This window comes from Azospirillum sp. HJ39 (assembly GCF_041507355.1).
Classification (GTDB): domain Bacteria; phylum Pseudomonadota; class Alphaproteobacteria; order Azospirillales; family Azospirillaceae; genus Azospirillum; species Azospirillum thiophilum.
Window position 1 is genome coordinate 706539 of the sequence record NZ_CP167905.1, and the last position, 24074, is coordinate 730612.

The 24074-nt window shown below is 68.9% G+C and carries 25 protein-coding genes and 2 pseudogenes; 14 read left to right on the plus strand and 13 right to left on the minus strand.

All coding sequences use genetic code 11. The annotated features are described in order from the left end of the window. Positions 1-23 precede the first annotated feature (23 nt). The 4 genes from ABMY26_RS03760 to ABMY26_RS03775 all read left to right on the plus strand — a co-directional run bounded on the left by ABMY26_RS03760 (position 24) and on the right by ABMY26_RS03775 (position 4713). Positions 24-881: a helix-turn-helix transcriptional regulator gene (locus ABMY26_RS03760; protein WP_372394090.1), complete on the plus strand. Its 858-nt coding sequence runs from the start codon at positions 24-26 to the stop codon at positions 879-881. A gap of 111 nt (positions 882-992) precedes the next feature. Next, complete coding sequence (locus ABMY26_RS03765) at positions 993-2516, plus strand: amidohydrolase family protein (protein WP_372394092.1); 1524 nt, start codon at positions 993-995, stop codon at positions 2514-2516. Beyond that, positions 2506-3462, plus strand: a complete 957-nt coding sequence (locus ABMY26_RS03770) for a GTP-binding protein (protein ID WP_372394093.1) — start codon at positions 2506-2508, stop codon at positions 3460-3462. The genes ABMY26_RS03765 and ABMY26_RS03770 overlap by 11 nt, the downstream gene beginning before the upstream one ends. 36 nt (positions 3463-3498) lie before the next feature. Then, on the plus strand, positions 3499-4713 hold the full coding sequence (locus ABMY26_RS03775) for an NAD(P)/FAD-dependent oxidoreductase (RefSeq protein WP_372394095.1): 1215 nt from the start codon (positions 3499-3501) through the stop codon (positions 4711-4713). 72 nt (positions 4714-4785) lie between these two features. On the opposite strand, the gene lpdA is transcribed toward ABMY26_RS03775, so the two are convergent. From lpdA to ABMY26_RS03795, 4 genes are read right to left on the minus strand one after another with little or no spacing between them, the layout of a single operon-like run. Continuing rightward, positions 4786-6207 carry a dihydrolipoyl dehydrogenase gene (gene lpdA, locus ABMY26_RS03780; RefSeq protein ID WP_372394097.1) on the minus strand — a complete coding sequence of 474 codons (1422 nt, stop codon included), beginning with the start codon at positions 6205-6207 and terminating at the stop codon, positions 4786-4788. Then, positions 6204-7520, minus strand: coding sequence for a dihydrolipoamide acetyltransferase family protein (locus ABMY26_RS03785; RefSeq protein ID WP_372394099.1), 1317 nt, complete (start codon positions 7518-7520; stop codon positions 6204-6206). The genes lpdA and ABMY26_RS03785 overlap by 4 nt, the downstream gene beginning before the upstream one ends. Before the next feature lie 2 nt (positions 7521-7522). Next, positions 7523-8536 (minus strand): alpha-ketoacid dehydrogenase subunit beta, encoded by a 1014-nt coding sequence (locus ABMY26_RS03790; RefSeq protein ID WP_200909845.1) that lies wholly within the window; start codon positions 8534-8536, stop codon positions 7523-7525. 3 nt (positions 8537-8539) lie between these two features. After that, positions 8540-9784 carry a thiamine pyrophosphate-dependent enzyme gene (locus ABMY26_RS03795; RefSeq protein WP_372394101.1) on the minus strand — a complete coding sequence of 415 codons (1245 nt, stop codon included), beginning with the start codon at positions 9782-9784 and terminating at the stop codon, positions 8540-8542. 236 nt (positions 9785-10020) lie between these two features. Here ABMY26_RS03795 and ABMY26_RS03800 point away from each other — a divergent pair, with 236 nt between their 5' ends. Beyond that, complete coding sequence (locus ABMY26_RS03800) at positions 10021-10497, plus strand: Lrp/AsnC family transcriptional regulator (RefSeq protein ID WP_372394103.1); 477 nt, start codon at positions 10021-10023, stop codon at positions 10495-10497. A gap of 21 nt (positions 10498-10518) precedes the next feature. Here ABMY26_RS03800 and ABMY26_RS03805 read toward each other — a convergent pair whose 3' ends face one another. Next, positions 10519-11325, minus strand: coding sequence for an IclR family transcriptional regulator C-terminal domain-containing protein (locus tag ABMY26_RS03805; protein WP_372394105.1), 807 nt, complete (start codon positions 11323-11325; stop codon positions 10519-10521). Between the two features lie 280 nt (positions 11326-11605). Between ABMY26_RS03805 and ABMY26_RS03810 the strand changes: the two genes are divergently transcribed. From ABMY26_RS03810 to ABMY26_RS03850, 9 genes are all read left to right on the plus strand, one after another. Then, a complete protein-coding gene (locus ABMY26_RS03810) occupies positions 11606-12418 on the plus strand; it encodes a citryl-CoA lyase (protein WP_372394107.1) in 813 nt (270 codons plus the stop codon). A gap of 5 nt (positions 12419-12423) precedes the next feature. Next, entirely contained in the window at positions 12424-13584 is a 1161-nt protein-coding gene (locus ABMY26_RS03815) for a CaiB/BaiF CoA transferase family protein (RefSeq protein ID WP_372394109.1), read from the plus strand. A gap of 25 nt (positions 13585-13609) precedes the next feature. Beyond that, entirely contained in the window at positions 13610-14581 is a 972-nt protein-coding gene (locus tag ABMY26_RS03820) for an ABC transporter substrate-binding protein (RefSeq protein WP_372394111.1), read from the plus strand. A gap of 8 nt (positions 14582-14589) precedes the next feature. After that, positions 14590-15342, plus strand: coding sequence for an ABC transporter permease (locus tag ABMY26_RS03825; protein ID WP_372394113.1), 753 nt, complete (start codon positions 14590-14592; stop codon positions 15340-15342). Positions 15343-15347: 5 nt separating this feature from the next. Further along, positions 15348-16196 carry an ABC transporter ATP-binding protein gene (locus ABMY26_RS03830; RefSeq protein WP_372394115.1) on the plus strand — a complete coding sequence of 283 codons (849 nt, stop codon included), beginning with the start codon at positions 15348-15350 and terminating at the stop codon, positions 16194-16196. Then, positions 16193-17029 carry an ABC transporter permease gene (locus ABMY26_RS03835; protein WP_372394117.1) on the plus strand — a complete coding sequence of 279 codons (837 nt, stop codon included), beginning with the start codon at positions 16193-16195 and terminating at the stop codon, positions 17027-17029. The genes ABMY26_RS03830 and ABMY26_RS03835 overlap by 4 nt, the downstream gene beginning before the upstream one ends. Before the next feature lie 19 nt (positions 17030-17048). Beyond that, complete coding sequence (locus tag ABMY26_RS03840) at positions 17049-17693, plus strand: polysaccharide deacetylase family protein (protein WP_372394119.1); 645 nt, start codon at positions 17049-17051, stop codon at positions 17691-17693. Next, positions 17680-18531: an alpha/beta fold hydrolase gene (locus ABMY26_RS03845; RefSeq protein WP_372394121.1), complete on the plus strand. Its 852-nt coding sequence runs from the start codon at positions 17680-17682 to the stop codon at positions 18529-18531. Before ABMY26_RS03840 ends, ABMY26_RS03845 begins: the two co-directional genes overlap by 14 nt. 172 nt (positions 18532-18703) lie before the next feature. Continuing rightward, the gene (locus tag ABMY26_RS03850) at positions 18704-19447 is read left to right on the plus strand and encodes an SDR family oxidoreductase (RefSeq protein ID WP_372394123.1); all 744 of its coding nucleotides are present in this window, start codon (positions 18704-18706) and stop codon (positions 19445-19447) included. 122 nt (positions 19448-19569) lie between these two features. Here ABMY26_RS03850 and ABMY26_RS03855 read toward each other — a convergent pair whose 3' ends face one another. The 8 genes and pseudogenes from ABMY26_RS03855 to ABMY26_RS03890 form a co-directional block, all read right to left on the minus strand. Next, on the minus strand, positions 19570-20466 hold the full coding sequence (locus ABMY26_RS03855) for a TauD/TfdA dioxygenase family protein (protein ID WP_372394124.1): 897 nt from the start codon (positions 20464-20466) through the stop codon (positions 19570-19572). A gap of 31 nt (positions 20467-20497) precedes the next feature. After that, positions 20498-21196 carry a ThuA domain-containing protein gene (locus ABMY26_RS03860; protein WP_372395121.1) on the minus strand — a complete coding sequence of 233 codons (699 nt, stop codon included), beginning with the start codon at positions 21194-21196 and terminating at the stop codon, positions 20498-20500. After that, a complete protein-coding gene (locus ABMY26_RS03865) occupies positions 21193-21615 on the minus strand; it encodes an SDR family NAD(P)-dependent oxidoreductase (RefSeq protein WP_372395122.1) in 423 nt (140 codons plus the stop codon). Before ABMY26_RS03865 ends, ABMY26_RS03860 begins: the two co-directional genes overlap by 4 nt. Positions 21616-21622: 7 nt before the next feature. Next, a pseudogene (locus tag ABMY26_RS03870) lies at positions 21623-22231 on the minus strand (SDR family NAD(P)-dependent oxidoreductase); the annotation flags it as partial. Beyond that, complete coding sequence (locus tag ABMY26_RS03875; RefSeq protein WP_372394125.1) at positions 22216-22830, minus strand: hypothetical protein; 615 nt, start codon at positions 22828-22830, stop codon at positions 22216-22218. The pseudogene ABMY26_RS03870 and the gene ABMY26_RS03875, both read right to left, overlap by 16 nt. A gap of 48 nt (positions 22831-22878) precedes the next feature. Then, positions 22879-23208 carry a hypothetical protein gene (locus ABMY26_RS03880; RefSeq protein WP_372394126.1) on the minus strand — a complete coding sequence of 110 codons (330 nt, stop codon included), beginning with the start codon at positions 23206-23208 and terminating at the stop codon, positions 22879-22881. Continuing rightward, the gene (locus tag ABMY26_RS03885) at positions 23153-23527 is read right to left on the minus strand and encodes an SDR family NAD(P)-dependent oxidoreductase (RefSeq protein WP_372394128.1); all 375 of its coding nucleotides are present in this window, start codon (positions 23525-23527) and stop codon (positions 23153-23155) included. Before ABMY26_RS03885 ends, ABMY26_RS03880 begins: the two co-directional genes overlap by 56 nt. Positions 23528-23549: 22 nt before the next feature. After that, positions 23550-24023: pseudogene (locus ABMY26_RS03890) on the minus strand (amidohydrolase family protein); the annotation flags it as partial. Positions 24024-24074: the final 51 nt, after the last annotated feature.

A 24074-nucleotide genomic window follows, 5' to 3' on the forward strand; every position in this document is an offset into this window, starting at 1 on the left:
GGCCTCTACGAAGCGAGGGCGCAATGGTGTGTTATGAAGACACGCGGACCTGCATCGTCTCTCACCACGGACTTCTGGCCGCCTGGGCCGAGACGTCGGCGGAACTTGTCGAAGCGATCGAGGATCCGGTGTTCCCGAGCGTCTTCTCCCGCTCCCTCGCCACGCTGATCTCCTTCGACGAATGCACCCGGCTCCTCTACGACGGCGATGGACCGCCGGTTCCCGGCCGCGACGGTCGGGACCGTCCACCGAGCGGCTCCGAACATCGGGACAGCGGGTCCGTGCCGCATCCATTCCATCGGATGTATCGGGCCGGCATCAGATCGGGGGTCTACCTGCGGCGCGACATCGTCCGGTTCGGCCGCCCCACCGGGGATGCCGGACGGCTGAATCCCCCGGCAGGTCCGGCCGGGGACCTCGATCGCCTGCCGGACGGGATGCCGGATGGGAACGACGAACTCTGCATTTGCCTGCCGATGTCTGGAACTGCCTGCACATTGATGGTCCTCACGCGCAAGCGCAGCAGACGGGGCTTTACGGAAGAGGAGGCCGGAAACGTGAGAGCCGTCCTCCCGTTCCTGACCACGGTGTTCCGCCGCCACTGGCAATCCGCCGGCCTGCCGGCCGACAGCCAGGACGACAGGATCGATTGCGGGCTGCTGCAAAGGATCGAGCGCCTCAGCCCGCGCGAAAAGGAGATCGTCGGCTTGCTGATCGGCGGCCATTCGACGCTGTCGATCAGCCTTCGCCTGGATATCTCCGGAACGACGGTGAAGACCCACCGCAAGAACCTCTACTCGAAGCTTGGGGTCGGCACGATACACGAGCTGTTCAGTCTTTACGGAAATTCCCTCAGGGAACGGATGGCCCGCAGTTATTGATGCGCACCACAGCGATTTTAAAATATTCGCGCCGTTCCCACCGTGAAAGGGGCGCCGCAGGATCGAACGGCGCGCCGGCCGCCGGCGCATGGATCGGGGAGTAAAGGGACGTTGCAGAACTGCACATACGACGTGGTGATCCGAGGGGGTCGTGTCGTCGATCCCGAAAGCGGCCGGGATGAGATCGTCGATGTCGGCGTCAGGTCGGGGCTCATCGCCACCGTCGGTGCGATCCCGGAGGGAACCGGCGGCAAGACCATCGACGCTTCCGGGAAAGTCGTGTGCCCCGGCTTCGTGGACCTCCATGCGCATGGCCAGTCGGTCGCGGCGGACTGGATGCAGGCGTTCGACGGCGTGACCACGGCGCTCGAACTGGAGGTCGGGGTTCTTCCGGTGGCGGCCTGGTACGATCGGCAAAGGACCGAAGGCCGAGTCCTGAACCATGGGGTCTCGGTCGGCTGGATCTTCGCGCGCAAGGCGGTCAAGGCCGGCATCGCCGCGGATCCGGACCTGCACCCGATGGAGATGATGGGCCAGGGCGCCGGCGACGACGGGGGGTGGTCGAGCGCGGTGGCCTCGACCGGCGAGCTTGTCCAAATCCGGGATATCCTGCGCGCCGGCTTGCGGGAAGGAGGCATCGGCATCGGCATTCCGCACGGCTATGCACCGGGAGCGGGCGTCAAGGAAATGACGTCGGTCTGCGATGTCGCCGCGGCGGCGGGCGTGCCGACATTCACCCACATCCCCTTCATGTCGAACACCGATCCGCAAAGCTCGGAGGAGGCCTATGTCCGGCTGATCGGCTATGCCGCCGCGACGGGCGCCCACATGCATGTCTGCCATCTGAACTCCACGTCGCTGCACGACATCGGCCGATGCCGCGATCTCCTTTTGAACGCGCAGAGGATGGGGTTGCCGATCACCGTCGAAGCCTATCCCTACGGCACCGGCTCGACGGTCATTTCCGCCGCCTTCTTTGCCGATCCGGAGTTTCCGAAGCGAACCGGCTCGGCGTACGGCAGCATCGAGCTGATCCACAACCGGCACCAGATGCGCGACCGGGACGAGCTGCTCGGCGTCAGGCAGGCCGATCCGGGGGCGCTGGTCGCCTGGCACTTCCTGGATCTGGAGCGGAACGACGGACACCGGGATCTGCTCGACCTGTCCGTCCTGTATCCGGGCGGCGCCATCGCATCCGACGCGATGCCCTGGGTCGAACCGGATGGCTCCCTCTACCGCGGCGCGGAATGGCCCTTGCCGCCGCGGCTGTCGTCACATCCCAGATCCGCCGGCACATTCAGCAAATTCCTGGGCGATTACCACCGGAACCGCGGAAAGATCGGCCTGCGGGAAGCCATCGAAAAATGCACCCTCATCCCTTCGCGGATCATCGAAGGATGCCTGCCGCAGATGCGCAGAAAGGCACGGCTGCAGGAAGGCTGCGATGCCGACATCGTCGTCTTCGATCCCGAAACCATCGTGGAGCGCGCCAGCTTCGTAGACATGACCGCGCATGCAGCCGGGATGGATGCCGTGCTGGTGGGGGGAACGCCGGTCATCCTCGGCGGGGCACTGGATACGCAGGTGCGGCCGGGCCGCGCGATCAGATGCGAGGGCCGGAACGATGAACCCTGACCTGCCTGCCGATCCCGTCCCGGTGATGCTCGTCACCGGGGTCCTGGGGTCGGGAAAGACGACGCTGATCAACCATATCCTGCAGGGCAGCGCCGGGCGGAGCTTCGCCGCGATCGTCAATGACTTCGGCGCGATCAACATAGACGAGACGATCCTGTCGGCCTCCGGCCGCTCCGTCATCGGCCTGAAGAACGGCTGCATCTGCTGCTCACTCCAGGGGGATCTTCTGCGGACGCTGCGGACGATCCTGTCCCATCGGCCCCGCATCGACGGAATCGTGATCGAAGCGAGCGGCGTGTCCGATCCGCGCGGCATCGTCGCGGCACTGTTCGACCCGGTGCTCAAGGGAGCGGTCAGGCTCGATTCCGTGGTGACGGTCGTCGATGCGCAAGAGCATGACATCTCCGATCCCCTCTGGAGAACCCAGCTGGACGCCGCCGACTTCGTCGTCCTCTCCAAGGCGGATTGCGTGTCCGGCAAGGATTTGCTTGGCGTCAGGACACTGCTGCACGCCATGCGGAAGACGATGGTGTTCGTCATACGGGAGGCCACCGACATCCCGTTCGACATCTTTTTCGGCAACCCACCCGACCGGCAGGACGTGACCGGGGCTTGCCCCCCTCCATTGCACACCGACGACAGGTTCGTGCATCTGGAATGGACGTCGGAGACCCCGGTTTCCCTCCCTGCATTCCAGAATGCGGTCCAGAGCTTCGCCGCGCAGCTCGCTCGCGGCAAAGGCTTCCTTTCGATCCGGGAGCGGCCGGGCGAGCGGTTCCTGTTCCAGCTTGTCGGAAAACGGGCGAGCCTGTCGCCCGGCCCGTCGCCCTCTGCAGGGGATGGCTCCGGCCCCGGCCCCGGCGTGAAGCTGGTTTTCATCGGCCGGGAAGGACAGTTCGATACGGGGCAGGCGAGATCGGCCCTGGAGTCGATCAGGTTCGCGTAGCGCGGAAGCAACGAAAAGACAGGACGGACGGCGCACATGGCGCAGATCGCGATACTGGGTGCGGGCATGGTCGGCATCTGCACGGCTCTGGCCCTGCAGGAGCGGGGGCATGACTGCGTGGTCGTCGACCGGCGGCCGCCGGGGTCGGAGACCAGTTACGGCAATGCCGGTATCATCCAGGCCGAGGCGGTCGAACCCTATGCCCTGCCGGTGAACCCGCTGCTCATGCTCCGCATGGCGTTCGGCTGGAAGAACGCGGTCGCGCTTCATTGGCCGTCGCTGCCGCGCCAGTTTCCGGCGCTCTATTCCTATTGGCGCTCGTCGGCGGAAACGCCGCTGGGCAAGGTCGTTCCGGTCTGGCGCCAGCTCGTTGCGGAAGCGGTGCCGCGGCACGATGCCCTGATCGGCGCGTCGGGAGCCGGCGGTCTCATCCGCAGGCACGGCTATTGGGACGTTCACGCGACGGAGGCCGGCCTTGCCGCGGCCCTGCGCGAAGCGGAGCGGCGCAGGCTGCATTATGGCGTCGACTTCGAGGCCGCGGATTCGGACATGCTCGCACGCGCGGAACCCGCCCTGCGAACCAAAGTCCCGGGCGCCATCCACTGGACGGCCCCCTGGACCTGCGTGGCGCCCGGCCAGCTCGTCGCCGCCTATGCGGACCTCTTCCGGACGAGGGGCGGCAGGATCGTCCAGGGGGACGCGGCTTCGCTGACGCAATCGGGCCGCGGCTGGCGCGTCGGCGGGGAAGCGGTGGAGCACGCCGTCGTCGCGCTCGGCCCCTGGTCGCCGGAGCTGCTGAAGGGACTCGGGTATCGGGTGCCGATGGTGCGCAAGCGCGGCTACCATCTCCACTACGACTGCGACAGCGGCCCGAGCAGGCCGATGCTGCTGGCCGATCACTCGGTCGTCCTCTCCCCCATGCTCGCCGGGTTGCGGATCGCCACGGCGGCGGAACTCTCCGCGGCGGAGGCGGCGACCTATCCGCCGCAGCTGGCGCGGGGAGAGGCGGTCGCCAAAACCATGTTCCAGCTTGGAAAGGCGGTGGAGGGTTCGGCCTGGTCCGGAACGCGGCCCTGCCTTCCCGGCATGCTGCCCCTGGTCTGCAAGGCGCCGCACCATGCAGGGCTGTGGTTCCATTTCGGCCATGGCCATCAGGGCTTCACCCTCGGCCCGGTGACAGCCGAGCGCTTCGCACGGGCGTTCGACGGCGAGGCAGGGGCCATCGCCGGCCTCGACGGCGGCATATCCTAGACCTGGAAGGGTGTCGGGTACAGGCGGGGGCTGGAGGCCGGTCGCACCCCAGCTCCCGCCGCTTTTCAGGGATCAGAAATGGAGCGGCCGGCCGAGCAGCCTCAACGCCGCTTCGTGGAAGGTTTCGCCAAGGGTGGGGTGGGCGTGGATGGTCCCCGCCACATCCTCAAGCTCCGCCCCCATTTCGAGAGCCAGCGCGAACTCGCCCGACAGTTCGGAGACATGGGCCCCCACCGCCTGGATGCCGATCACCCGACGGTCGTCGCGGCGCGCCACCAGCCGGACGAAGCCACCCTCCCCGGCGTCCAGGGTAAGCGCACGGCCATTGGCGGCGAAGGGAAACCGGTCGACCATCGCGTCGATCCCCTGCGCCGATGCCTCGTCCGGCGACAGGCCGACGCTGACGATCTCCGGCTCGGTGAAGCAGACCGCCGGGATCGCGGCCGGGGCGAAGCGGCGGCGGTGGCCGGCAATGATCTCCGCCACCATCTCGCCCTGCGCCGACGCCTTGTGTGCCAGCATCGGCTCACCGACCAGATCGCCGATGGCCCAGACGTTGCGCATCGAGGTGTGGCACCGGTCGTCCACCGCAACGAAGGCGCCCTTGCGATCCACACCCATCGTCTCGAAGCCCCAGCCCTCCAGCCGGGGGCGCCGGCCAACGGTCGAGAGCACCGCGTCGGCCGGCAGACGGATCGTCCCGCCATCCGCAGTCCGCACGGCCAGTGCATGGCCCTCCCCCTCCGCCTCCAGCCCGAGAGCGCGGGCGCCGAGATGAACGGTCACGCCCGACCGCTCCAGCCAGCGCCGCACAGGGTCGGTCAGAGCCTCGTCATAGAGCGGCAGGATACGCGGCTGCGCCTCGACCACAGTCACCGCGGATCCCATCCGGGCGAAGGCGCTGCCCAGCTCCAGCCCGATATAGCCGCCGCCCACCACCACCAGCCGGCGCGGCAGCCGCTCCAGCGACAGCGCCTCGGTCGAGGAAAGCACCGGTCCGCCGAAGGGAAGGGCCGGCAACGGCACCGGTTCCGAGCCGGTGGCGAGGATCACATGCTCGGCCTTCACGGTCAGCGGACCGTCCCTGCCCTGGACGGTGCAGGTCTTGGCGTCGGAGAAGACCGCCCAGCCCTGCAACACGCGCACCTTCGCCTTGCGCAGCAGGGCCGCCACGCCGCCGCTGAGGCGGTCGACGATGCCGTCCTTCCAGCGCATGGCGCCGGCAAGGTCGAGGCGTGGCGGCGTGTCGAGCGCGATGCCGGCATGGCCGTCGCCGACCGACCGCTCCATCGTCTCGAAGCGGGCGGCGACATGGATCAGTGCCTTGGACGGGATGCAGCCGCGGATCAGGCAGGTGCCGCCCAGCCGGTCGGCCTCGACCAGCACGGTGTCGAGCCCGAGCTGGCCGGCGCGGATGGCGGCGACATAGCCGCCCGGCCCGCCGCCGACCACAAGAACCTTGGCGGTGACGGTCTTGATGCTGGGCGTGCTCATCGCGGCTGGTCCATGAAAAGGGTGGCGGGCTGTTCCAGCAGGGCCTTCACCCGCTGGACGAAGGAGGCGGCGTCCCAGCCGTCGACGACCCGGTGGTCGAAGGAGCAGGACAGGTTCATCATCGACCGGACGACAACGGCGCCCTTGCGGACCACCGGCCGCTCGATGATCCTGTTGACGCCGACGATGGCGACCTCCGGCCGGTTGATGATCGGCGTGGTGGCGAGGCCGCCCAGCGCGCCCAGGCTGGTGATGGTGATGGTGGAGCCGCTGAGCTGCTCCCGCCCCGCCTGCCCGTCCCGCGCTGCGGCAGCCAGCTTGCGGATCGCATCGGCCGTCTGCCACGGGTCGAGCGCCTCGGCATGGCGGACCACCGGCACCACCAGACCGCCCGGCGTCTGCGTCGCGATGCCGGCATGCACCGCCTCGAACCGGTGGACGACATTTGCCGCGTCGTCGTAACGGGCGTTGATCTGCGGGAACTCCGGCAGCGCCCGCACCAGGGCGCGGATCAGGAAGGGCAGCAGGGTCAGCTTCGGCCGCGCTGCGGCACCGTCGGCGCCTTGACCCTCGGCGTTGAGGTGAAGGCGCAGCTCCTCCAGCGCGGTGACGTCGATCTCCTCGATGTAGGAGAAATGCGGGATGTGGCGCTTGGCCTCCTGCATGGTCTCGGCGATCCTGCGGCGCAGGCCGCGCACCGGCACCTCCGACACTCCGGTTCGGGCCGGCATGGACGGCCGACCGGCAACGGCGACGCCACCGGCTTCCGTCGCCCCGTCGGCGGCGTAACGGTCGAGGTCGCGGTGCAGAACCCGGCCACCGGGGCCGGAACCGGCGACGAACTGCAAGGGAATGCCGAGATCACAGGCACGCCGCCGCACCGCCGGCGAGGCGGTCGGCTTGACACCGGGCGGCCGGCGGACCGCAGGAGCGGGCGGAGCCGCGTCCGGCAGGACCGCCGCCGGCTTCGGCGCAAGAGCAACGTCAACGGCAACTGCAGAGGCGGCAGGCGGCGGAGCCGGTGCCGCGGCCGCGGCCACGGGAGCATCGTCGGGAAGCCGGTCGTCCGCCCCCTCCACCTCCAGCACGACCAGCTCGGAACCGACCGCCAGCATCGCGCCGGGGTCGCCGTTGATCGACAGCACCGTGCCTGCCACCGGCGACGGGATCTCCACCGTCGCCTTGTCGGTCATCACGTCGACCAGGGTCTGGTCCTCGGCGACGCGGTCGCCGGGCGCAACGTGCCAGACGACGATCTCGGCCTCGGCCGTGCCCTCGCCGACGTCGGGCAGCTTGAAGACATAGCGCGCCATGATCACTCCTCCATCACGCGGCGCAACGCCTCGGCGATCCGCGCCGGGCCGGGGAAATACTCCCACTCGAAGGCATGCGGGTAGGGCGTGTCCCAGCCGGTCACCCGCTCGATGGGCGCCTCCAGATGGTGGAAGCAATGCTCCTGCACCAGGGCGGACAGCTCGGCGCCGAAGCCGCCGGTCCGGGTGGCCTCATGCACGATGACGCAGCGGCCGGTCTTGCGCACCGACGCCTCGATCGCCTCGATGTCGACCGGCACCAGGGTGCGCAGATCGAGGATCTCGGCATCGACCTGCGCATCGCGCGCGGCGGCCAGCGCCACATGCACCATGGTGCCGTAGGCGAGGATGGTGACGGCGGCACCGCTGCGCACCGTCGCCGCCTTGCCCAACGGGATGGCGTAATGGCCCTCGGGTACCTCGCTGGCGGGATGCCTGGACCAGGGCACCACCGGCCGGTCGTGGTAGCCCTCGAAGGGACCGTTGTAGAGCCGCTTGGGCTCGAAGAACATCACGGGGTCGTCATCCTCGATGGCGCTGATCAGCAGCCCCTTGGCATCGAAGGGGGTCGAGGGGATCACCGTCTTGATCCCGGCGACATGGGTGAAGATGGCCTCCGGGCTCTGGCTGTGGGTCTGGCCGCCGAAGATGCCGCCGCCATAGGGCGCCCGCACCGTGACCGGCGCGGTGAACTCGCCGGCCGACCGGTAGCGCAGCCGCGCCGCCTCGGAGATCAGCTGGTCGCAGGCCGGGTAAATGTAGTCGGCGAACTGCATCTCGGCGACCGGGCGCAGGCCGTAGGCGGCCATCCCGACGGCGATCCCCATGATGCCGGCCTCCGTGATCGGGGTGTCGAAGACCCGGGTGCGGCCATGCTTGCGCTGCAACCCCTCGGTACAGCGGAACACACCGCCGAAATAGCCGACATCCTCGCCGAGCACGACGACGTCGCCGTTCCTCGTCAGCATCTCGTCCATCGCCGCGTTCAGCGCCTGGACCATGGTCATGGTCGCCATCGGTCAGACCCCCGCTTGCCGGCGCTGGCGTTCGAGATGCCAGGGCATGGTCTTGTAGACATCCTCGAACATCGTCCGGGCCGAATGGAACGGCCCCTTGTCGAGGGTGCCGAGGGCTTCGGCCTCCTTCCCGGCGGCCTGGACCGCCGCCGCCGCCTCTTGGCCTAGCGCCTCGTGCCTGGCCTCCGACCAGATGCCGAGGCCGATCAGGTGCCGGCGCAGCCGGTCGATCGGATCGCCCAGCGGCCACCGGGCACCGGCATTCTCCGGCCGGTATTTGCCGGGGTCGTCGCTGGTGGAATGGGCGGCCGCGCGATAGGTGAACAGCTCGATCAGCGTCGGGCCGAGGTTCGCGCGTGCCCGCGCCGCCGCCCAGCGCGTCGCCGCGAAGACCGCGAGGAAATCGTTGCCGTCCACCCGCAGGCTGGGAATGCCGTAGCCGAGGCCACGGGCCGCGAAGGTCGTGCGCTCCCCGCCGGCGATGCCATGGTAGGAGGAGATCGCCCAGTGGTTGTTGACCAGATTGAGGATCACCGGGGCGCGGTAGACCGACGCGAAGGTCAGGGCGTGATGGAAGTCGCCCTCCGCGGTGGCGCCCTCGCCGATCCAGGCCGCGGCGATGCGGGTGTCGCCCTTGATCGCCGAGGCCATCGCCCAGCCCACCGCCTGGCTGTACTGCGTCCCCAGATTGCCGGAGATCGAGAAGAAGCCGGCCTCCCTGCTGGAATAGAAGACCGGCATCTGCCGGCCCTTCAGCCGGTCGCCGGCGTTGGAGTAGACTTGGCACATCATGTCGGCCAACGACCAGTCGCGGGCGATCAGAAGCCCCTGCTGCCGGTAGGTCGGAAACAGCATGTCGGCCCGGTAGAGCGCCATTCCTTGCGCGACGGCGATGGCCTCCTCCCCGGTGCATTTCATGTAGAAGGAGGTCTTGCCCTGGCGCTGGGCCCGCTGCATGCGCTCGTCATAGGCGCGCACCGTCATCATCGAGCGCAGCCCGCGCACCAGCGTGTCGGGATCGAGCGCCGGAGCCCAGGGGCCGACCGCGTGCCCCTGATCGTCGAGCACGCGCACCAGGTCATAGGCGAGGTCGGTCATGTCGGCCGCCGGACAGTCGGTGTCCGGGCGGCGGGCGGCTCCGGCCGGCGGCACGCTCAGGGCGCTGAAATCGATCTCGCTGCCGGGCCGCTGCGGAGGTTCCGGCACATGCAGGCTCAACGGCGCCGGACAGGGCAAGGGGGCATCCATGATATTCCTCCCAAACGCAGGCGATGGCATCGGACGAGGGTGTCCGAGGGACGGCGATGACGGCGGCGATGACGGGTGACCGAGGGTGAAGGAGCGGTCGCGTCGCATGCCGCCATGGCTGGTGCATGGCTGCGATCATACCGTTTGACTGACGAATTTTCTTTGCGTTCTAATGCCTGCTATGACGGAATTACGAATTGTTCAATTCGTTCATTCCCCATCTGGAGCGATCTTCAATGCAGGTAGAACTCGACGCCATCGACCGCCGCATCCTGACCCTGCTGCAATCCGACGCCCAGTTGTCGAGCGCCGAGATCGCCGAGCGGGTCGGGTTGTCGCAGGCTCCCTGCTGGCGCCGGATCAAGCGGATGGAGGAGAACGGCGTCATCCGCCTGCGCGCGACCCTGCTGGACCGCAAGAGGCTCGGGCTGAACGTGCTGGTGTTCGCGCAGGTGAAGCTCGCCGCCCATGGCCGCCGGACCCTGCCCGAGTTCGAGGAGACCGTGCGCCAACTGCCGGAGGTGCTGGAATGCTATACGCTGCTGGGCGCCACCGATTACATCATCAAGGTGGTCGCGCGGGACGTCGAATCCTACGAGCACTTCTTCCGCGAGAAGCTGTCCCAGCTTCCTGCCGTGCGTGAAACCAACTCCGCCATCGCCCTGTCGGAGATCAAGCACACCACCGCCCTGCCCCTGTCCCTGCTGGAGTAGGAGCGGACGGGAACCCCGATGTCAGGGGCCGATGGCCGCCGACAGGACCGGATAGCGGGCGATGGTGGCCGAGATCGCCGTCGCCGCCGCGCGCAGGGCGTACAGCCGCTCCTCGACCAACTTCTCCGGCGTCAGCAGCCCGGTGTAGCCCGATGAATTCACCGCGGCGACGATCTCGTTACCGGCTCCGTGGATCGGCACCGCCAGCGCCGTGATGCCATAGTCGAGCTGGTCGACGGTCGTCGCGTAACCGTCGGCCCGGGCCTGCAGGATGATAGCGCGCAGCGCGTCCTTGTCGGTGACCGTGTGGCGGGTCAGCGCCCGGGGCGTCATCTTTTCCAGATAATCGTCCAACGCCGCGTCCGGCAGGCCGGCCAGCAGCACGCGGCCCAGCGAGGTGGCGTGGGCGGGATAGCGGGCGCCGATCACCGCGGACGCCCGGCGCGCGTGCTGGACCGAGACATGAGCGATGTAGATCAGGTCCGGTCCGTCGAGCGTTCCGACGGAGGACGCATCGCCATAGGTGTCGACGATCCGCTTCAGTTCCGGCTTCAGCAATTCCTCGATCCGGGCGGAGACGTAGTAGGCCGACCCCAACGCCATCACCTTGGGCCGCAGATGGAAGCGCTTGTTCTTCTGTCCGACATAGCCCAGCGCCATCAGCGTCAGCAGGGACCGCCGCGCCGAGGACGGCGATGCGTCGATCCGGCGCGCCACTTCGCTCAACGTCATCTCGCCATGCTCGGCGTCGAACGCCTCGATGACCGCCAGACCCTTGGCGAGCCCCTCGACGAACTCCGCGGGCTTTTCCGAATCGTCCAAATCCATCCCCGCCTGATGCGCGTCCGTGTTCGCCGCCGGCCCTCCCCTGCTGGGAGGCAAGACCGGAAGGAAAGGCGGAAGCTAACGCCCCCGATCATTTCCGATCAAGAGTTTTCGCATTCCGAAATCTTGGGCCGCTTCCCGCGCCGCGATCGGGAGCGGGCACAACCATCGGCCGGTCGCACCGTCGCAATGATTCGTTCGTTCGACAATCATTTTCCTTGACTCGATAGCCGATAAGCGAAAGAATTTTCGCTATGAGAAAAAATTTACCGGGAGCGGTCCGTTGAGAATCGGAAAGCAGGACAATGCCTTCAGCGCCATCGCGACATCGGATGCCGACAGCATCACCGTCCGCGGCTTCGACCTCTGCTCCGAGTTGATTGGCGTCGTCGATTTCGTGGACCATTTCTGGCTGCTGGTGACCGGCGAACGGCCGAGCGCGGCACAGCGGACGGTGACCAATGCCTGCCTCGTCTCGCTTGCCGAACATGGGCTGGTGCCCAGCGTGCAGGCCGCCCGCATGACGCTGGCCGCGGCGCCCGAGGCCTGGCAGGGCGCGATGGCCGCCGGCCTGCTCGGCATGGGCAGCGTGGTTGCCGGCAGCTCGGAGGTCGCCGGCCGCTACCTGGCCGAGCTGGTGCAGGAAACCGAGGCGTCGGGCGCCGAGCCGGCGGCGGTCTGCGCCCGCAGCCTGGAGGCGATGAAGGCGTCGCGGCGGAAGGTTCCCGGCCTGGGGCACCCGCAGCACAGCGGCGGCGATCCGCGCGCCCACCGGCTGATCGCGGTCGCCGAGGAGGCCGGCATCGCCGGCAGGCATGTCGCAACCCTGAAGACCCTCGACGCACTCGGCGCCGGCATCTTCGAACGCCCGCTGCCCATGAACGTGTCGGGCGCGATCCCGGCGGTGATGCTGGATGCCGGCTGGCCGCTGGAGGCGATGAAGGGCATCCCGCTGCTGGCTCGGTGCGCCGGTCTGGTCGCCCACCTGTTCGAGGAGGCGCGGCGTCCCATCGGCTTCATCATGTCCCATCAGGCCGACCAGGCGATCGGCTATGACGGCCGCCGGTCGTCCAATGCAGCCGGCAAGGCGGAGTGACGGCCATGACCAAACTGCTCGCCGACATCCGCGTCGTGGAGATGGGGACCTACATCACCGGCCCCGCCGCCGGCATGCACCTCGCCGACCTCGGCGCCGACGTCATCAAGGTGGAGCGCCCGGGCGACGGCGACCCGTTCCGCGCCTTCAAGGGCGGCCTCTACTCGCCGCATTTCCAGACCTACAACCGCAACAAGCGCTCCATCGCCCTCGACCTGCAAAAGCCGGAGGACCGTAGCGCCTTCGACGGCCTGATCGCAGGGGCCGACGTCTTCATCCAGAATTTCCGCCCCGGGATCGCCGAACGCATGGGATTCGGCCCCGAGCAGCTCCGCGCGGCCAACCCGCGGCTGGTCTATTGCGCCATCTCCGGATTCGGCCGCACCGGACCCTATCGCGACCGCCCGGCCTTCGACACGGTGGCGCAGGCCGCAGCCGGCTATCTGCGCCTGCTGACGCCGCCCGACCGCCCGCGGGTGATCGGGCCGGCCATCGCCGACGCGGTGACCGGCCAGTATGCGGCGCTCGGCATCATGGCGGCGCTGCTGCAACGCGCGACGAGCGGACAGGGCCGGGTGATCGACATCTCCATGCTGGAGGCGATGACCCATTTCAACCTGGACAGCTTCACCCACTATTTCAGCGCGGGCGAGGTGATGGGGCCGCTCAGCCGTCCCAAGGTGTCCCAGTCCTATACCTTCGCCTGCGCCGACGGCCGCTGGCTGGCCATCCATCTGTCCTCTCCCGTCAAGTTCTGGGAGGGGCTGACCGAGGTGGTGGGGCGGCCGGATCTGCTCGGCGACCCGCGCTTTGCCGAACGCCCGGCCCGCATCGCGAACCAGGACGCACTGATCGACATCCTGGCGCCGCTGTTCGCGGGCCGCCCACGCGCCGAATGGTGCGCGATGCTGGAAAAGCAGGGCGTGCCCCATTCCGCCGCCTACGATTCCGACGAAGCGCTGGACGACCCCCAGGCGGTCCATCTGCGGCTGACCGTGGAGGCCGAGCATCCGGTGATGGGCCGCTTCCGCACGGTCCGCCCACCCTACACGATCGACGGCGAGCCGGACCTGCAGGTCCTGCCGCCGCCGACGCTGGACGAGCATGGCGCGGCCATCCGCGCGCAACTGGCGTCCGACGCCCCAGGCCGCTGGCCGGCGGCCTGATCAACAAGAACGGGAGGAAAACGAGATGAAGACGGGCTTCACGAAATTCCGGAACACCGGGCTCGCTCTGCTGGCGGCGGTGGCGACGACGGCACTGCTGACCGGCACCGGCCATGCGGCGGATACGATCCGCATCGGCCTCTCCACCAAGGCTTGGTTCCCCTCCTTCGTGGCGGAACTCACCCAGCAGCAGGGCTTCTTCAAGAAGCATGACATCAAGGCCGAGCTGACCGTCTACCAGAGCGGCTCGGAAGCCCTGACCGCCATCGCCGCGGGAGCTGCCGACCTGATGTCGAGCAATCCAAGCATCGTCGGCGAGGGGCGCGAGGCCGGCGTGAACGTCAAGATGGTCGCCATGCTGGCGACCCGGAACTTCGGCTGGCAGATCATGGTGCCGCCCAAGAGCGGCATCAAGACCGTCGCCGATCTGGCCAAGCGCAAGGTCGGCATCACCTCGGCCGGGTCCAACACCGACCTGCTCTCCAGCTGGGTGAAGAAGAAGTACGGCATCGATTTCATCGCCATCCCGGTCGGCGGCGCCGGCCTCGTCCCCAACCTGATCAGCGGCAACCTGGATGCCGTCGTGATCTATCCGCCGCTCAGCTATCAGGTCGCCCTCGACGGCAACGGCCGGGTGCTGACCGACTTCGGCGACGCCATGCCGCCCCATCTCGAGGCCGGCTGGGCGGCGGACGACGACTATGCCGCCAAGCACAAGGACGCGCTGAAACGGGCGCTCACCGCCCTGTTCGAAGGCGTCGCCTACATCAAGGCCAATCCCGACGCCGTCATCCCGCAGCTCGCCAAGTACGACGGCGTCTCCGTCGAGGTCGCCAAGCAGGAATACGCCAGCACCTTCGGCCACCTGTCCGACGACGGCGCGATGACCCGGGAACTGGTCCAGGAGACGCTGAACCTCTACTCCAGCGGCAAGAAGGAGCTGGATGCGGCCACGCTGTTCGACAGTTCCTTCACGCCTGTCGCGATCGCGCGCTGAGCCGGGCGATGGCGACGCGCGGCGCGGTCACGGGCTACGGGGCGGCGGGAGCCGTCTTCCTGGCCCTTTGGGAAGCGGCGCCACGGCTGGGTTGGGTGGACGAGCGGCTGCTGCCGCCCTTTTCCCAAGTCGCCGCCACCCTCGGCGCCATGGCGGCGACGGCGGACTTCTGGCAGCAGGTCCAGCTGACGCTGCTGGAGACGCTGACGGCCTTCGCCATCGCGCTGCCGCTGGGCGCGCTGCTTGGGGTGCTGGTCCAGGAAAGCCGGCTCGCCTCGCTGATCTTCAAGCCGCTGATCTTCTTCGTCTTCAGCATCCCGAAATCGATCTTCCTGCCGATCTTCATCCTGATCCTCGGCATCGCCTTCTGGCAGAAGGTCGCCTTCGGCGTCTTCTCCACCGTCTTCATCGTGATGATGACGACCTTTTCCGCGGTGGAATCGGTGCGCGAGGACCAGCTGCGCGTCGCCCGCTCCCTGGATGCGTCGACGATGCAGAAGATCCTCTTCGTCTACCTTCCGAGCATGACGCCGGTCCTGCTGGAAGCGGTGCGCGTGGCGATGATCTTCAACTTCACCGGCATCCTTCTGGCCGAGATGTACGCGTCCCGCGAGGGAATCGGCAACGCCATCGGCGTCTGGGGCCTGGGCTTCCAGATCAAGGAACTGCTGGCGATGGTGCTCTTCGTCTCGGTCCTGGCCATCGGCTTCAACGAGGCGATCCGCTACGTCGAAGCCAAGTGCGAACACTGGAGGAACTGACAGTGATGCCCCGCATGACCCAAGCCGCGGCGTCCATCCGGAAACGGCACGGCTCCACCATGTCGCTGGTCGGGCCCGACCATCCGGCAGCCGACGCCGGCAAGACGCTGGAGGTCCGCGACCTCAACCACAGCTACAGCGTCAACGGCAAGACGACGCAGGCGCTGAAGGACATCGCCTTCGGCGTCTCCGCCGGCCGCTTCCTCTCCATCGTCGGGCCGAGCGGCTGCGGCAAGTCCTCGCTGCTGATGATGCTGGCCGGGCTGCTGACGCCGAGCGAGGGCACGATCGCCGTCGGCGGCCGGCCCCTGACCAGGCCGGATCCCACCCGCGTCGGCGTCGTGTTCCAGGACGCCAGCCTGTTCCCCTGGCTGACCGCCCGCCGCAACGTCGAGTTCCCGCTGTTCCTCCGCGGCGTCGACAAGGCCGTCCGGCGCGAAAAGGCGGAGGAGGCGCTGGCGCTGGTCGGGCTCGACCGCTTCGCCGACAGCCTGCCGCACGAGCTGTCCGGCGGCATGAAGCAGCGCGTGTCCATCGCGCGCGGCCTCGTCCAGGATCCGCCGATCCTGCTGATGGACGAGCCCTTCGCCGCGCTGGACGAGCAGACCCGCATCACCATGGGCGACGAGCTTCTGCGCATCTGGGAGAAGGCGCGCAAGACCATCGTCTTCGTCACCCACGGGCTGAGCGAGGCGATCTACCTGTCCGACGAGGTGCTGGTCCTGTCGGGGCGTCCCGGCCGCATCCTCGACCGCGTCGTCATCGACCTGCCGCGCCCGCGGTCGCTCGACATGATGGCGCAACCACGGTTCGCAGAGCTGCGTGAGGCGATATGGCATATGATCAAAGCGTGACCCACATCCCGCGCGACCGCGGCACGGCCGCCGGGATGAGCCTGGAGGCCAAGGCGCGGATCTGCCGCTACGCCATCATCGCCGGGATCGTCGCCGCCTGGGAGATCGTGCCGCGGCTCGGGCTGGTGCCGCGCCTCTTCCTGCCGTCGCTCAGCAGCACGCTGACGGTGCTGGTGGCCCAGGCCGACGACTTCGCGCTCCAGATGCTGGTGACGCTGCAGGAGGTCGGCATGGCGCTGGTCTTCGCCTGCGGCTTCGGCATCCTGTTCGGCCTATGGGTCGGCAGCACCCTGGCGGTGCGCAAGGCCCTCCTGCCGGTGGTGTCGGCGCTGTTCGCGGTGCCGCTGGTGGTGCTCTACCCGCTGTTCACCGCATGGTTCGGCATCGGGTCGACGTCCAAGGTGGTGTTCGCCAGCGTCTACGGACTGCTGCCGACGGTGCTGGGGACGGCCGCCGGCGCGCAGACCATCGACCGCCAGCTCACCCAGGCCGCCCGCAGCATGGGCGCGACGCGCCTCCAGCAGATCCTGTGGGTGACCTTGCCGGCGTCGGTCCCCACCGTGCTGGCCTCGTTCCGGCTGGGGGGCGCGCTGGTGATCGTCGGGGTGGTGGTCGCCGAGATGATGATGTCCAGCGCCGGCATCGGCTTCCTGCTGTCCAAATACCGGACCCAGCTGAACAGCCCCGGCGTCTTCGCCGCCATCATCCTGATCCTGGCGCTGGCGATCGGGTTCGACCTCGCGGTGCAGGCCATCGAGAAGCGATGGATCGTCGGGCGCGGCCGGGACAAGGCGGCGCGCAGGCCGGCACAGGGGCCGACGGATGCGTCTTGAGGAAACGGAGGTCGCCAGGATGAAGAAAGTCACCTTGAGCTTCGACAACGGCCCCGATCCGGACGCCACGCCGCAGGTGCTGGACGTGCTGGCCCGCCACGGCATCGCCACCACCTTCTTCGTGGTCGGCGAGCGGCTGCGCGATCCCGGCCGCCGCGCGCTGTGCGAACGGGCGCGTGCGGAAGGGCATGCCATCGGCAACCACACCTACAGCCACATCATGCCGCTGGGCATGAGCGCGAACCCTGACCTGCCGGCCTGGGAAATCGGCAAGGCGCAGGATCTGATCGGCCCGCTCTCCGAGCCGGCGCCGCTGTTCCGTCCGTCCGGCGCGCTGGGCGCCCTCAACGACACGCTGTTCAGCCGCCGGGCGCTCGATTATCTGGTGGCCGGCGGCTTCACCTGCGTGCTGTGGAACGTGGTTCCCCGCGACTGGGACGATCCCAAGGGCTGGGTGGACCGCGCGCTCGACATGTGCGGGCGGCAAAGCTGGCCGCTGGTCGTGCTGCACGACCTCGATACCGGGGCTATGGACTCCCTCGACCGCTTCCTGGGCGAACTGGCGCAGCGGGAGATGAGTGTGGTCCAGGAATTTCCGCCCGACTGCGTTCCCATCCTGGGCGGCCGGATCGTCGGGCCGGTCGAGCGCTATGTCGCCGCCTGACGGGCCGGGCCACCCCCCGGAGAGCCACCCCGTCGCCCTCACCACCCCCGACGGGGTCGGGCTGGCGGTGCAGGACTGGCGCCGTCCGTCGAGCGGACGGGACGTGCTGCTGCTGCACGGCTTCTCGCAATCGCATCGATGCTGGCAACGGCAGACCGGCGGGACGCTGGCGGAGCGGCTGCGGCTGGTGACCTACGATAACCGCGGCCACGGCCGTTCCGGCAAGCCGGTGGACGCCGCCGCCTACCGCGATCCGGCACTGTGGGCCGACGAGCTGCGGACGGTGATCGACGGGCTGGGCCTCCACCGCCCCATCCTGGTCGCCTGGTCCTATGCCGGGCGGATCGCGCTGGACTACCTGACATGCCATGGCGATGGGGCGGTCGGCGGCCTCGTCATGGTCGGTGCCACCAGCACGCTCGCCCCCGCCTGCGTCGGCCCTGCCGCCGCACTGATGGCGGCGATGGGACACGAGGACCCGGCGACGGCGGATGCCGCCGCCGCGGAGTTCGTCGACCGCTGCACCCACCTGCCATTGCCGGACGAGGACGCTGCGGCGATGCGGGCCTCCACCGCCCTGACATCTCCGGCTGTGCGGCGCGCGTTGGCAGGCCGGCCGGCGGACTACGACGGCACCTTGCGCAGCCTCGGCATTCCAGTGCTCGCGATACATGGCGAGGACGATGCGGTGATCCGCCCGGCGATGGCGCGGCACACCGTGCGGCAGGCCCGGAACGCCGGGCTGCGCCTCTACCCCGAAGTCGGGCACATGCCCTTCTGGGAGGCGTCCGACCGCTTCGACGCCGATCTGGCCGCCTTCGCCGACGCCTGTCCCTGACGAACCGGCATTGTTTTTTCGAGTGAAACCGGAGAATCATTTGTAGAATAGAACAACGCCCGCACAGGAGAGGGGGCAGCGTGACCGGGACCGACGTCGTTTCAACATGGGAAACCGGACGCGGCCGGCAGCCCCCCGACCGGGCCGGACATCGAGGGAGGAGCGCGCAGCCATGACCGCCAGATTGCAGGGGAAGACCGCCATCGTCACCGCGGCGGCGCAGGGAATGGGACGGGCCGCCGCCCTGGCCTTCGCGCAAGAGGGCGCCAGCGTGGTGGCGACCGACATCAACGAAGGTTTGCTGGCCGAGCTGGACGGCGTGGCCGGCATCGCCACCCGCCGCCTCGACGTCTGCGACCCGGCGGCGATCCAGGCATTCGCTGCGGAGATTCCGGCCCCGTCGGTGCTGTTCAACTGCGCAGGCTATGTCCATGCCGGAACGGTGCTGGATTGCGGCGAGGATGATTTCGACTTCGCCGTCACGCTGAATGTCCGGTCGATGTACCGCATGATCCGCGCCTTCCTGCCGGGGATGCTGGAGGCGGGCGGCGGCTCCATCGTCAACATGTCGTCGGTCGCCTCTTCCATCATCGGGGCGCCGAACCGCTTCATCTACGGCACCACCAAGGCCGCGGTGATCGGCCTGACCAAGTCGGTCGCCGCCGATTACGTCACCCGCGGCATCCGCGTGAACGCCATCTGCCCGGGCACTGTGGACAGCCCGTCGCTGCATGACCGCATGCGGGCGCTGGGCGACTATGACACCGCGCGCGCCGCCTTCGTCGCCCGTCAGCCGATGGGCCGGCTGGGAACCGCGGAGGAGGTGGCGAAACTCGCCGTCTATCTTGCGTCCGATGAATCCTCCTTCATGACCGGGCAGGCGGTCGCCATCGACGGTGGCTGGTCGAACACCTGACCGGCAGCCGGCCGGCCGCTCCGGTCTGCACAACGGCCCGAAGCGGCAAGGCCGGGCACGTCGCTCTGTCCAAGGGGGGCACAGGCGATGGCGGCCGGCCATGGACCGACCGCCGCCGCCTGTCACTCCGGCACGGTTCCCTTCACCACCACGCGCATCAACACACGCCTGTGCTTGCCCATCTCGTAGTTGGCAGTGGCGCGGTGCAGCAGACACCGGTTGTCCCAGAACACCAGATCGCCATGCTTCCATCGGTGGGTATAGACGAACCGGTCCTGGGTCGCGTGCTCCAGCAACTCCTCCAGCAGGGCGCGGCCCTCCTCCTCCGGCAGTCCCTCGATATGGGAGCTGTACATGCCGATATACAGGCTCTTGCGGCCGGTCTCCGGGTGGGTACGGACCAACGGATGGGCGATGGGCGGAGCAGCGGCGATGTCCTCTTCGGTCGGCGGGGCACTGCCGGTGTAGCAGCGCATGAACTCCAGGCTCTGCACCGACTTCAGCCCTTGGATCCGCCGACGGGTCGCCTCCGGCAAGGCGTCGTACGCCGCGGTCATGTCGGCGAATTGCGTATCGCCACCGTTCGGCGGCAATTCCACCGCCTGCAGCATCGTCAGCAACGACGGCTCCCTCAGGAAGGACTTGTCGGTGTGCCAGAAATAGTTGGAGCTGATGAAGGGCTTGGCCACCGGGTTGCCGGCGGCGTCCAGGTTGGTGATGGTGTGGACCGCGTCCCATTTCGACCCGTCGGCCAGCCGGATCATGTGGCTTTCGATCGGGCCGAACAGTTCCGCGAACCGGTACATGCGCTCCTTGTCCAGCGATTGGTTGCGGATCACCAGCAGGTGACGGTCGCGGAAGGCCGCGCGCACCACGCCGGCCGCCGCATCGTCGAGCGGCCGGGAAAGGTCGAGCATATCGGTCTCCGCCCCGATCATGCCGTCGAACGGCCGGAATATCGGGGAGGAGATGGCGGGGGAGATGGCGGAGGCATCGGCTTGCGCATGGAGGCTGGTCATCGGATCGGTTCCTTGCGAATCGGATTGGGTGTCAGAACGGGCGGCGGCAGGCCCAAAGGGCGGCGCGCGTCAGGATTCGGCGGTGCTGCGGGTGTTCCAGGGCCGCGCGGTCGTGGCCCGGCGTGTCGGCGACCGCACGGCCCCGGCCGGCCTCGCGCGTCCACAAGGCCGGCCAGGCCTTCCCGCCTTCCGACGCAACGGTCGCCAGGGGCTCGACATCGGCGGCGAGATCGAAGTCGCAATAGGCTTCGTCGGCCAGTGCGAAGGGCGGCAGGCCGGCGGTGAGGGGATGCGGTTTGGCCGTGGGGACCAGGGTTACGGACCCACGCGGCGGATGGGCGGAGCGGCCCCAGACCCAGGCACCGCCGAGCAAATCCATCCACTCCGGCCAGTCGTCGAAGCAGATCAGGGCGGTGTGCAGGCCCAACAGCCCGCCGCCACCGGTGACGAAACTCGACAGCCGCTCCCGGCCCTCCTGCGACAGCGAGAAGGCCCAGCGCTCGCGGTGCGGGGCGTATTTCTCGTTGCCCAGCATCCGCCAACGCAGCGCGTAGACGGTGAGCAGGTCGAAACCGCCCTGCCCCAGCGCCTGGAGGCCGCCCTCGATGTCCTCGGTGACGGTGGAGACGACCCCCGCCTCGGCCAGCACGTCCGCCAGCGCCGGTGCGGCGTCGGCGAAGGGGTGGCCGATGCCTCCGGTCAGGATCAGGTTGCGGATCGCCCCGCTCATCGACCGACCGCCGGCGGCTTGACCGCCGGTGCGCGACGGGGCAGGTGCATCTTCAGGCTGAAGGACACGCCGCCGTCGACCATCAGATGCTGGCCGTGGATGTAACGCGCCCGGTCCGAGACCAGGAACAGCACCGCGTCGGCGACGTCGTCGGCGGTGCCGAGCGACCGGGCCGGCACGGCGCTGCCGCGCACCGCGCGCACCTCCGCATCGGCATGGATCGGCGCCGACATGCCGGCGTCGATGAAGCCGGGGGCCACCGCGTTGACCCGCACGCCGCGCGGTGCCAGCGCCAGCGCCAGATGCTCGGTCAGCAGCGCGACGGCTGCCTTGGTGGCTGGATAGGCCCCCGCATCGGGGCTGGGAGCGACCGCGTATCGCCCCCGACCCGCGCTCCGCCATCCGCCGCGCCACGGCACGGGTGACGATGAAGGTACCGGTCAGGTTGACGTCCACCACACGCCGGAAATCGGCGACGCTGTGGTCCAGTATGTCGCCGAAACGGACGATGCCGGCATTGTTGACCAGCACCTCGGGATCGTCGCCGAAGGCTTCATCCATCGCGGCCACCACCGCCTCGACCTGCGCCTCGTCGGTCACGTCGGCGGTGAAGGCCAATGCGCCGGGAATGCGCGCAGCCTCGGTTTCCAGCCCGGCGGCATCGAGGTCGAGCAGCGCCACGCGATAGCCCTCGCCGGCCAGACGGCGCGCGATGGCCGCGCTCAGCCCGCCGAAGGAACCGGGCTTCGGACCCGCGGCGTTGTTGACCAGGATGTGGATCGTGCCGAATGCCTCGACGACCTCCCCTGCCAGCCGCTCCACGGCATCCGCATCGCCGACGTCGGCGCGGATCGCCAGCACCACCCGCGCGCCGGTTTCCTCCAGAAGCGCCCGGGCGTCCTCCAGCCGTCCGGGATCACGCCCGCAGATGGCGACGGCGCAGCCTTCGCACGCGAACCCCAGCGCCGCCGCCCTCCCGATGCCCTGGCTGCCGCCCAGCACCAGCGCGACCCTGCCCTTCAGTCCCATATCCATCGGTGTGTTCTTCCATTTCCGGATGCAACGGCGGGCCTTCGGCCGCGCGGACGTTTGCTGACGACGGTGCCGGCCTCGGGCTGGAAATAGCAGCGCTCGGGCTTGTAGACGCCGCTCGCCACGGTGATGCCCCAGCTCCCGTCCTCCAGCGCCATGAAGCCGTGGATGTCGGCCGGCGGGGCGATCACCACGCTGTCGCCCGGCTCCAGCACGCGATCCTCGACCACAGCCAGATCGGCCTTGCCGGAAACCGAACCGTCGTCGCGCCGCTCGTAGACGGTGTGCTGCACCCGCCCCTGGTAGATCGCCATGCTTTCCCAATTGCCGTGGTCGTGGACGGCGATCGGCTGGCCGCTGGGCAACTCGAACAGCAGGATCGACAGGTCGCTGTCATAGTAGAGATACTGCGAGTTCGCGACATGGTTGCCGATGCGCGGCACGCCGGCCGCGCAGAGATCGGGCCGGGCGGTCAAGGCGGCAAGCGGCTCGCGCAGCGCCGCCGTCAGGCGGGCGGTGTCGTGACCGTGGACCTCGATCGCCCGGATCGCCGCCTGGGCGCAGGCGCGGATTGCGGAACCGGTTTCAGGACTGGCGACCATGATGTTTCCTCCGGAAGTCCGTCGAGGGGCGGGAGCGAAAGGCGGGTGTCAAAGCGCCGCCAGCAGGCGCCGGGTGGCGGCGGCCGCGCGGGCGACGCGGGCCGGCGCGTCCATCGTCCGCGCCAGGGTGGCGGTCGGAATCTCCAGGGCGAGCGGCAGGCCGGGCGGAAGCGCGCGCAGCAGGCCGATCAGGTCGATGCCGCCCTCGCCCGGGAACAGCCGCTCCTTCACCGCGGTGTGCAGCAGGGAGTCGCGGTCGGCCGCATGGTCGCGGGAGGCGGCGACAGTTCCGGCACCGTGTAGTAGGAGAGCGACAGCGGATTCATGCCGCGCCTCCTGCCGCCGGAGCTGGGGCCGGGGCCGGACGGACCCCGCCATACTGCGCCCAGGTGCCGGCGACGTGCCATCCGGCGTCCACCACCAGATTGACGCCGGTGATCGCCGACGCCCGGTCGGAGGCCAGGAACTCGATGCCCTCCGCCACCTCGCGCGGCTGGACGATCCGGCCGAGCGCCGTGAATTCGGCCGGGTCGGCGGCATAGCGGCCCGACCTGATCCGCTCCACCACCCGCGGCACCAGGGTGGAGCCGGGGGAGACGCAGTTGACCCGCACCCCGGCGCGCCCCCATTCCCCGGCGAGGTTCAGCGTCAGGCTGACCACGCCCGCCTTGCTCGACGCATAGGCATGGACCGGCACCGAGCCTGTCGAACTCCGGGCTGTGCAGCGGTTCGCGCGCGAATTCGGTGCCGGTCGCCGCCCCCCACAGGCCCAGTTCGGTGACGGACCGCTCAAGTTCCTCCGTCGCGGCGCGGGGATCCTGCATCGGCAGGGCGGCCAGCCCGCCCAGCCTGCCGGGATGGCGCCCGACCAGTTCCGCCAGCGCGTCGTTGTGACGGCGGCAGAAGGAAACGGCCGAGGGCACGTCGATATGGTGGAAATAATTCAGCGGGCTGGCCGACAGCACCTGGAAATCGATGCCGGCCCGGTCCATGCGGCGAAGCCGGAGCTCCGGATCGGTGAAGGGGCTGTTGAGGTGGCGCACGCCGCTCAGCCGGTAGTTGCCGACGCGGTACCAGGGCTGGCCGTTCCCGTCCACGCCATGCTCCGGTCCGTGGACGCCGGCGGCGCCGTTGGTCGCCTCCAGCCGGACATGGGCATGGACGTCGATCAGCTTGGCGGTTTCGATGGGCATGGCAGGGCCCTTTCCACCGGACGGGCCGGCGGCCGGAAAGAAGGTGGACGG

What these genes read in the sequence shown, in the direction of transcription:
- ABMY26_RS03760 (WP_372394090.1), top strand. Translation starts at nt 24, where the DNA reads ATGGTGTGTTATGAAGACACGCGGACCTGCATCGTCTCTCACCACGGA.
- ABMY26_RS03770 (WP_372394093.1), top strand. Translation starts at nt 2,506, where the DNA reads ATGAACCCTGACCTGCCTGCCGATCCCGTCCCGGTGATGCTCGTCACC.
- ABMY26_RS03775 (WP_372394095.1), top strand. Translation starts at nt 3,499, where the DNA reads ATGGCGCAGATCGCGATACTGGGTGCGGGCATGGTCGGCATCTGCACG.
- lpdA (WP_372394097.1), bottom strand. Translation starts at nt 6,207, where the DNA reads ATGAGCACGCCCAGCATCAAGACCGTCACCGCCAAGGTTCTTGTGGTC.
- ABMY26_RS03785 (WP_372394099.1), bottom strand. Translation starts at nt 7,520, where the DNA reads ATGGCGCGCTATGTCTTCAAGCTGCCCGACGTCGGCGAGGGCACGGCC.
- ABMY26_RS03790 (WP_200909845.1), bottom strand. Translation starts at nt 8,536, where the DNA reads ATGGCGACCATGACCATGGTCCAGGCGCTGAACGCGGCGATGGACGAG.
- ABMY26_RS03795 (WP_372394101.1), bottom strand. Translation starts at nt 9,784, where the DNA reads ATGGATGCCCCCTTGCCCTGTCCGGCGCCGTTGAGCCTGCATGTGCCG.
- ABMY26_RS03800 (WP_372394103.1), top strand. Translation starts at nt 10,021, where the DNA reads ATGCAGGTAGAACTCGACGCCATCGACCGCCGCATCCTGACCCTGCTG.
- ABMY26_RS03805 (WP_372394105.1), bottom strand. Translation starts at nt 11,325, where the DNA reads ATGGATTTGGACGATTCGGAAAAGCCCGCGGAGTTCGTCGAGGGGCTC.
- ABMY26_RS03815 (WP_372394109.1), top strand. Translation starts at nt 12,424, where the DNA reads ATGACCAAACTGCTCGCCGACATCCGCGTCGTGGAGATGGGGACCTAC.
- ABMY26_RS03820 (WP_372394111.1), top strand. Translation starts at nt 13,610, where the DNA reads ATGAAGACGGGCTTCACGAAATTCCGGAACACCGGGCTCGCTCTGCTG.
- ABMY26_RS03825 (WP_372394113.1), top strand. Translation starts at nt 14,590, where the DNA reads ATGGCGACGCGCGGCGCGGTCACGGGCTACGGGGCGGCGGGAGCCGTC.
- ABMY26_RS03830 (WP_372394115.1), top strand. Translation starts at nt 15,348, where the DNA reads ATGCCCCGCATGACCCAAGCCGCGGCGTCCATCCGGAAACGGCACGGC.
- ABMY26_RS03840 (WP_372394119.1), top strand. Translation starts at nt 17,049, where the DNA reads ATGAAGAAAGTCACCTTGAGCTTCGACAACGGCCCCGATCCGGACGCC.
- ABMY26_RS03845 (WP_372394121.1), top strand. Translation starts at nt 17,680, where the DNA reads ATGTCGCCGCCTGACGGGCCGGGCCACCCCCCGGAGAGCCACCCCGTC.
- ABMY26_RS03850 (WP_372394123.1), top strand. Translation starts at nt 18,704, where the DNA reads ATGACCGCCAGATTGCAGGGGAAGACCGCCATCGTCACCGCGGCGGCG.
- ABMY26_RS03855 (WP_372394124.1), bottom strand. Translation starts at nt 20,466, where the DNA reads ATGACCAGCCTCCATGCGCAAGCCGATGCCTCCGCCATCTCCCCCGCC.
- ABMY26_RS03860 (WP_372395121.1), bottom strand. Translation starts at nt 21,196, where the DNA reads ATGAGCGGGGCGATCCGCAACCTGATCCTGACCGGAGGCATCGGCCAC.
- ABMY26_RS03875 (WP_372394125.1), bottom strand. Translation starts at nt 22,830, where the DNA reads ATGGTCGCCAGTCCTGAAACCGGTTCCGCAATCCGCGCCTGCGCCCAG.
- ABMY26_RS03880 (WP_372394126.1), bottom strand. Translation starts at nt 23,208, where the DNA reads ATGGCGGGGTCCGTCCGGCCCCGGCCCCAGCTCCGGCGGCAGGAGGCG.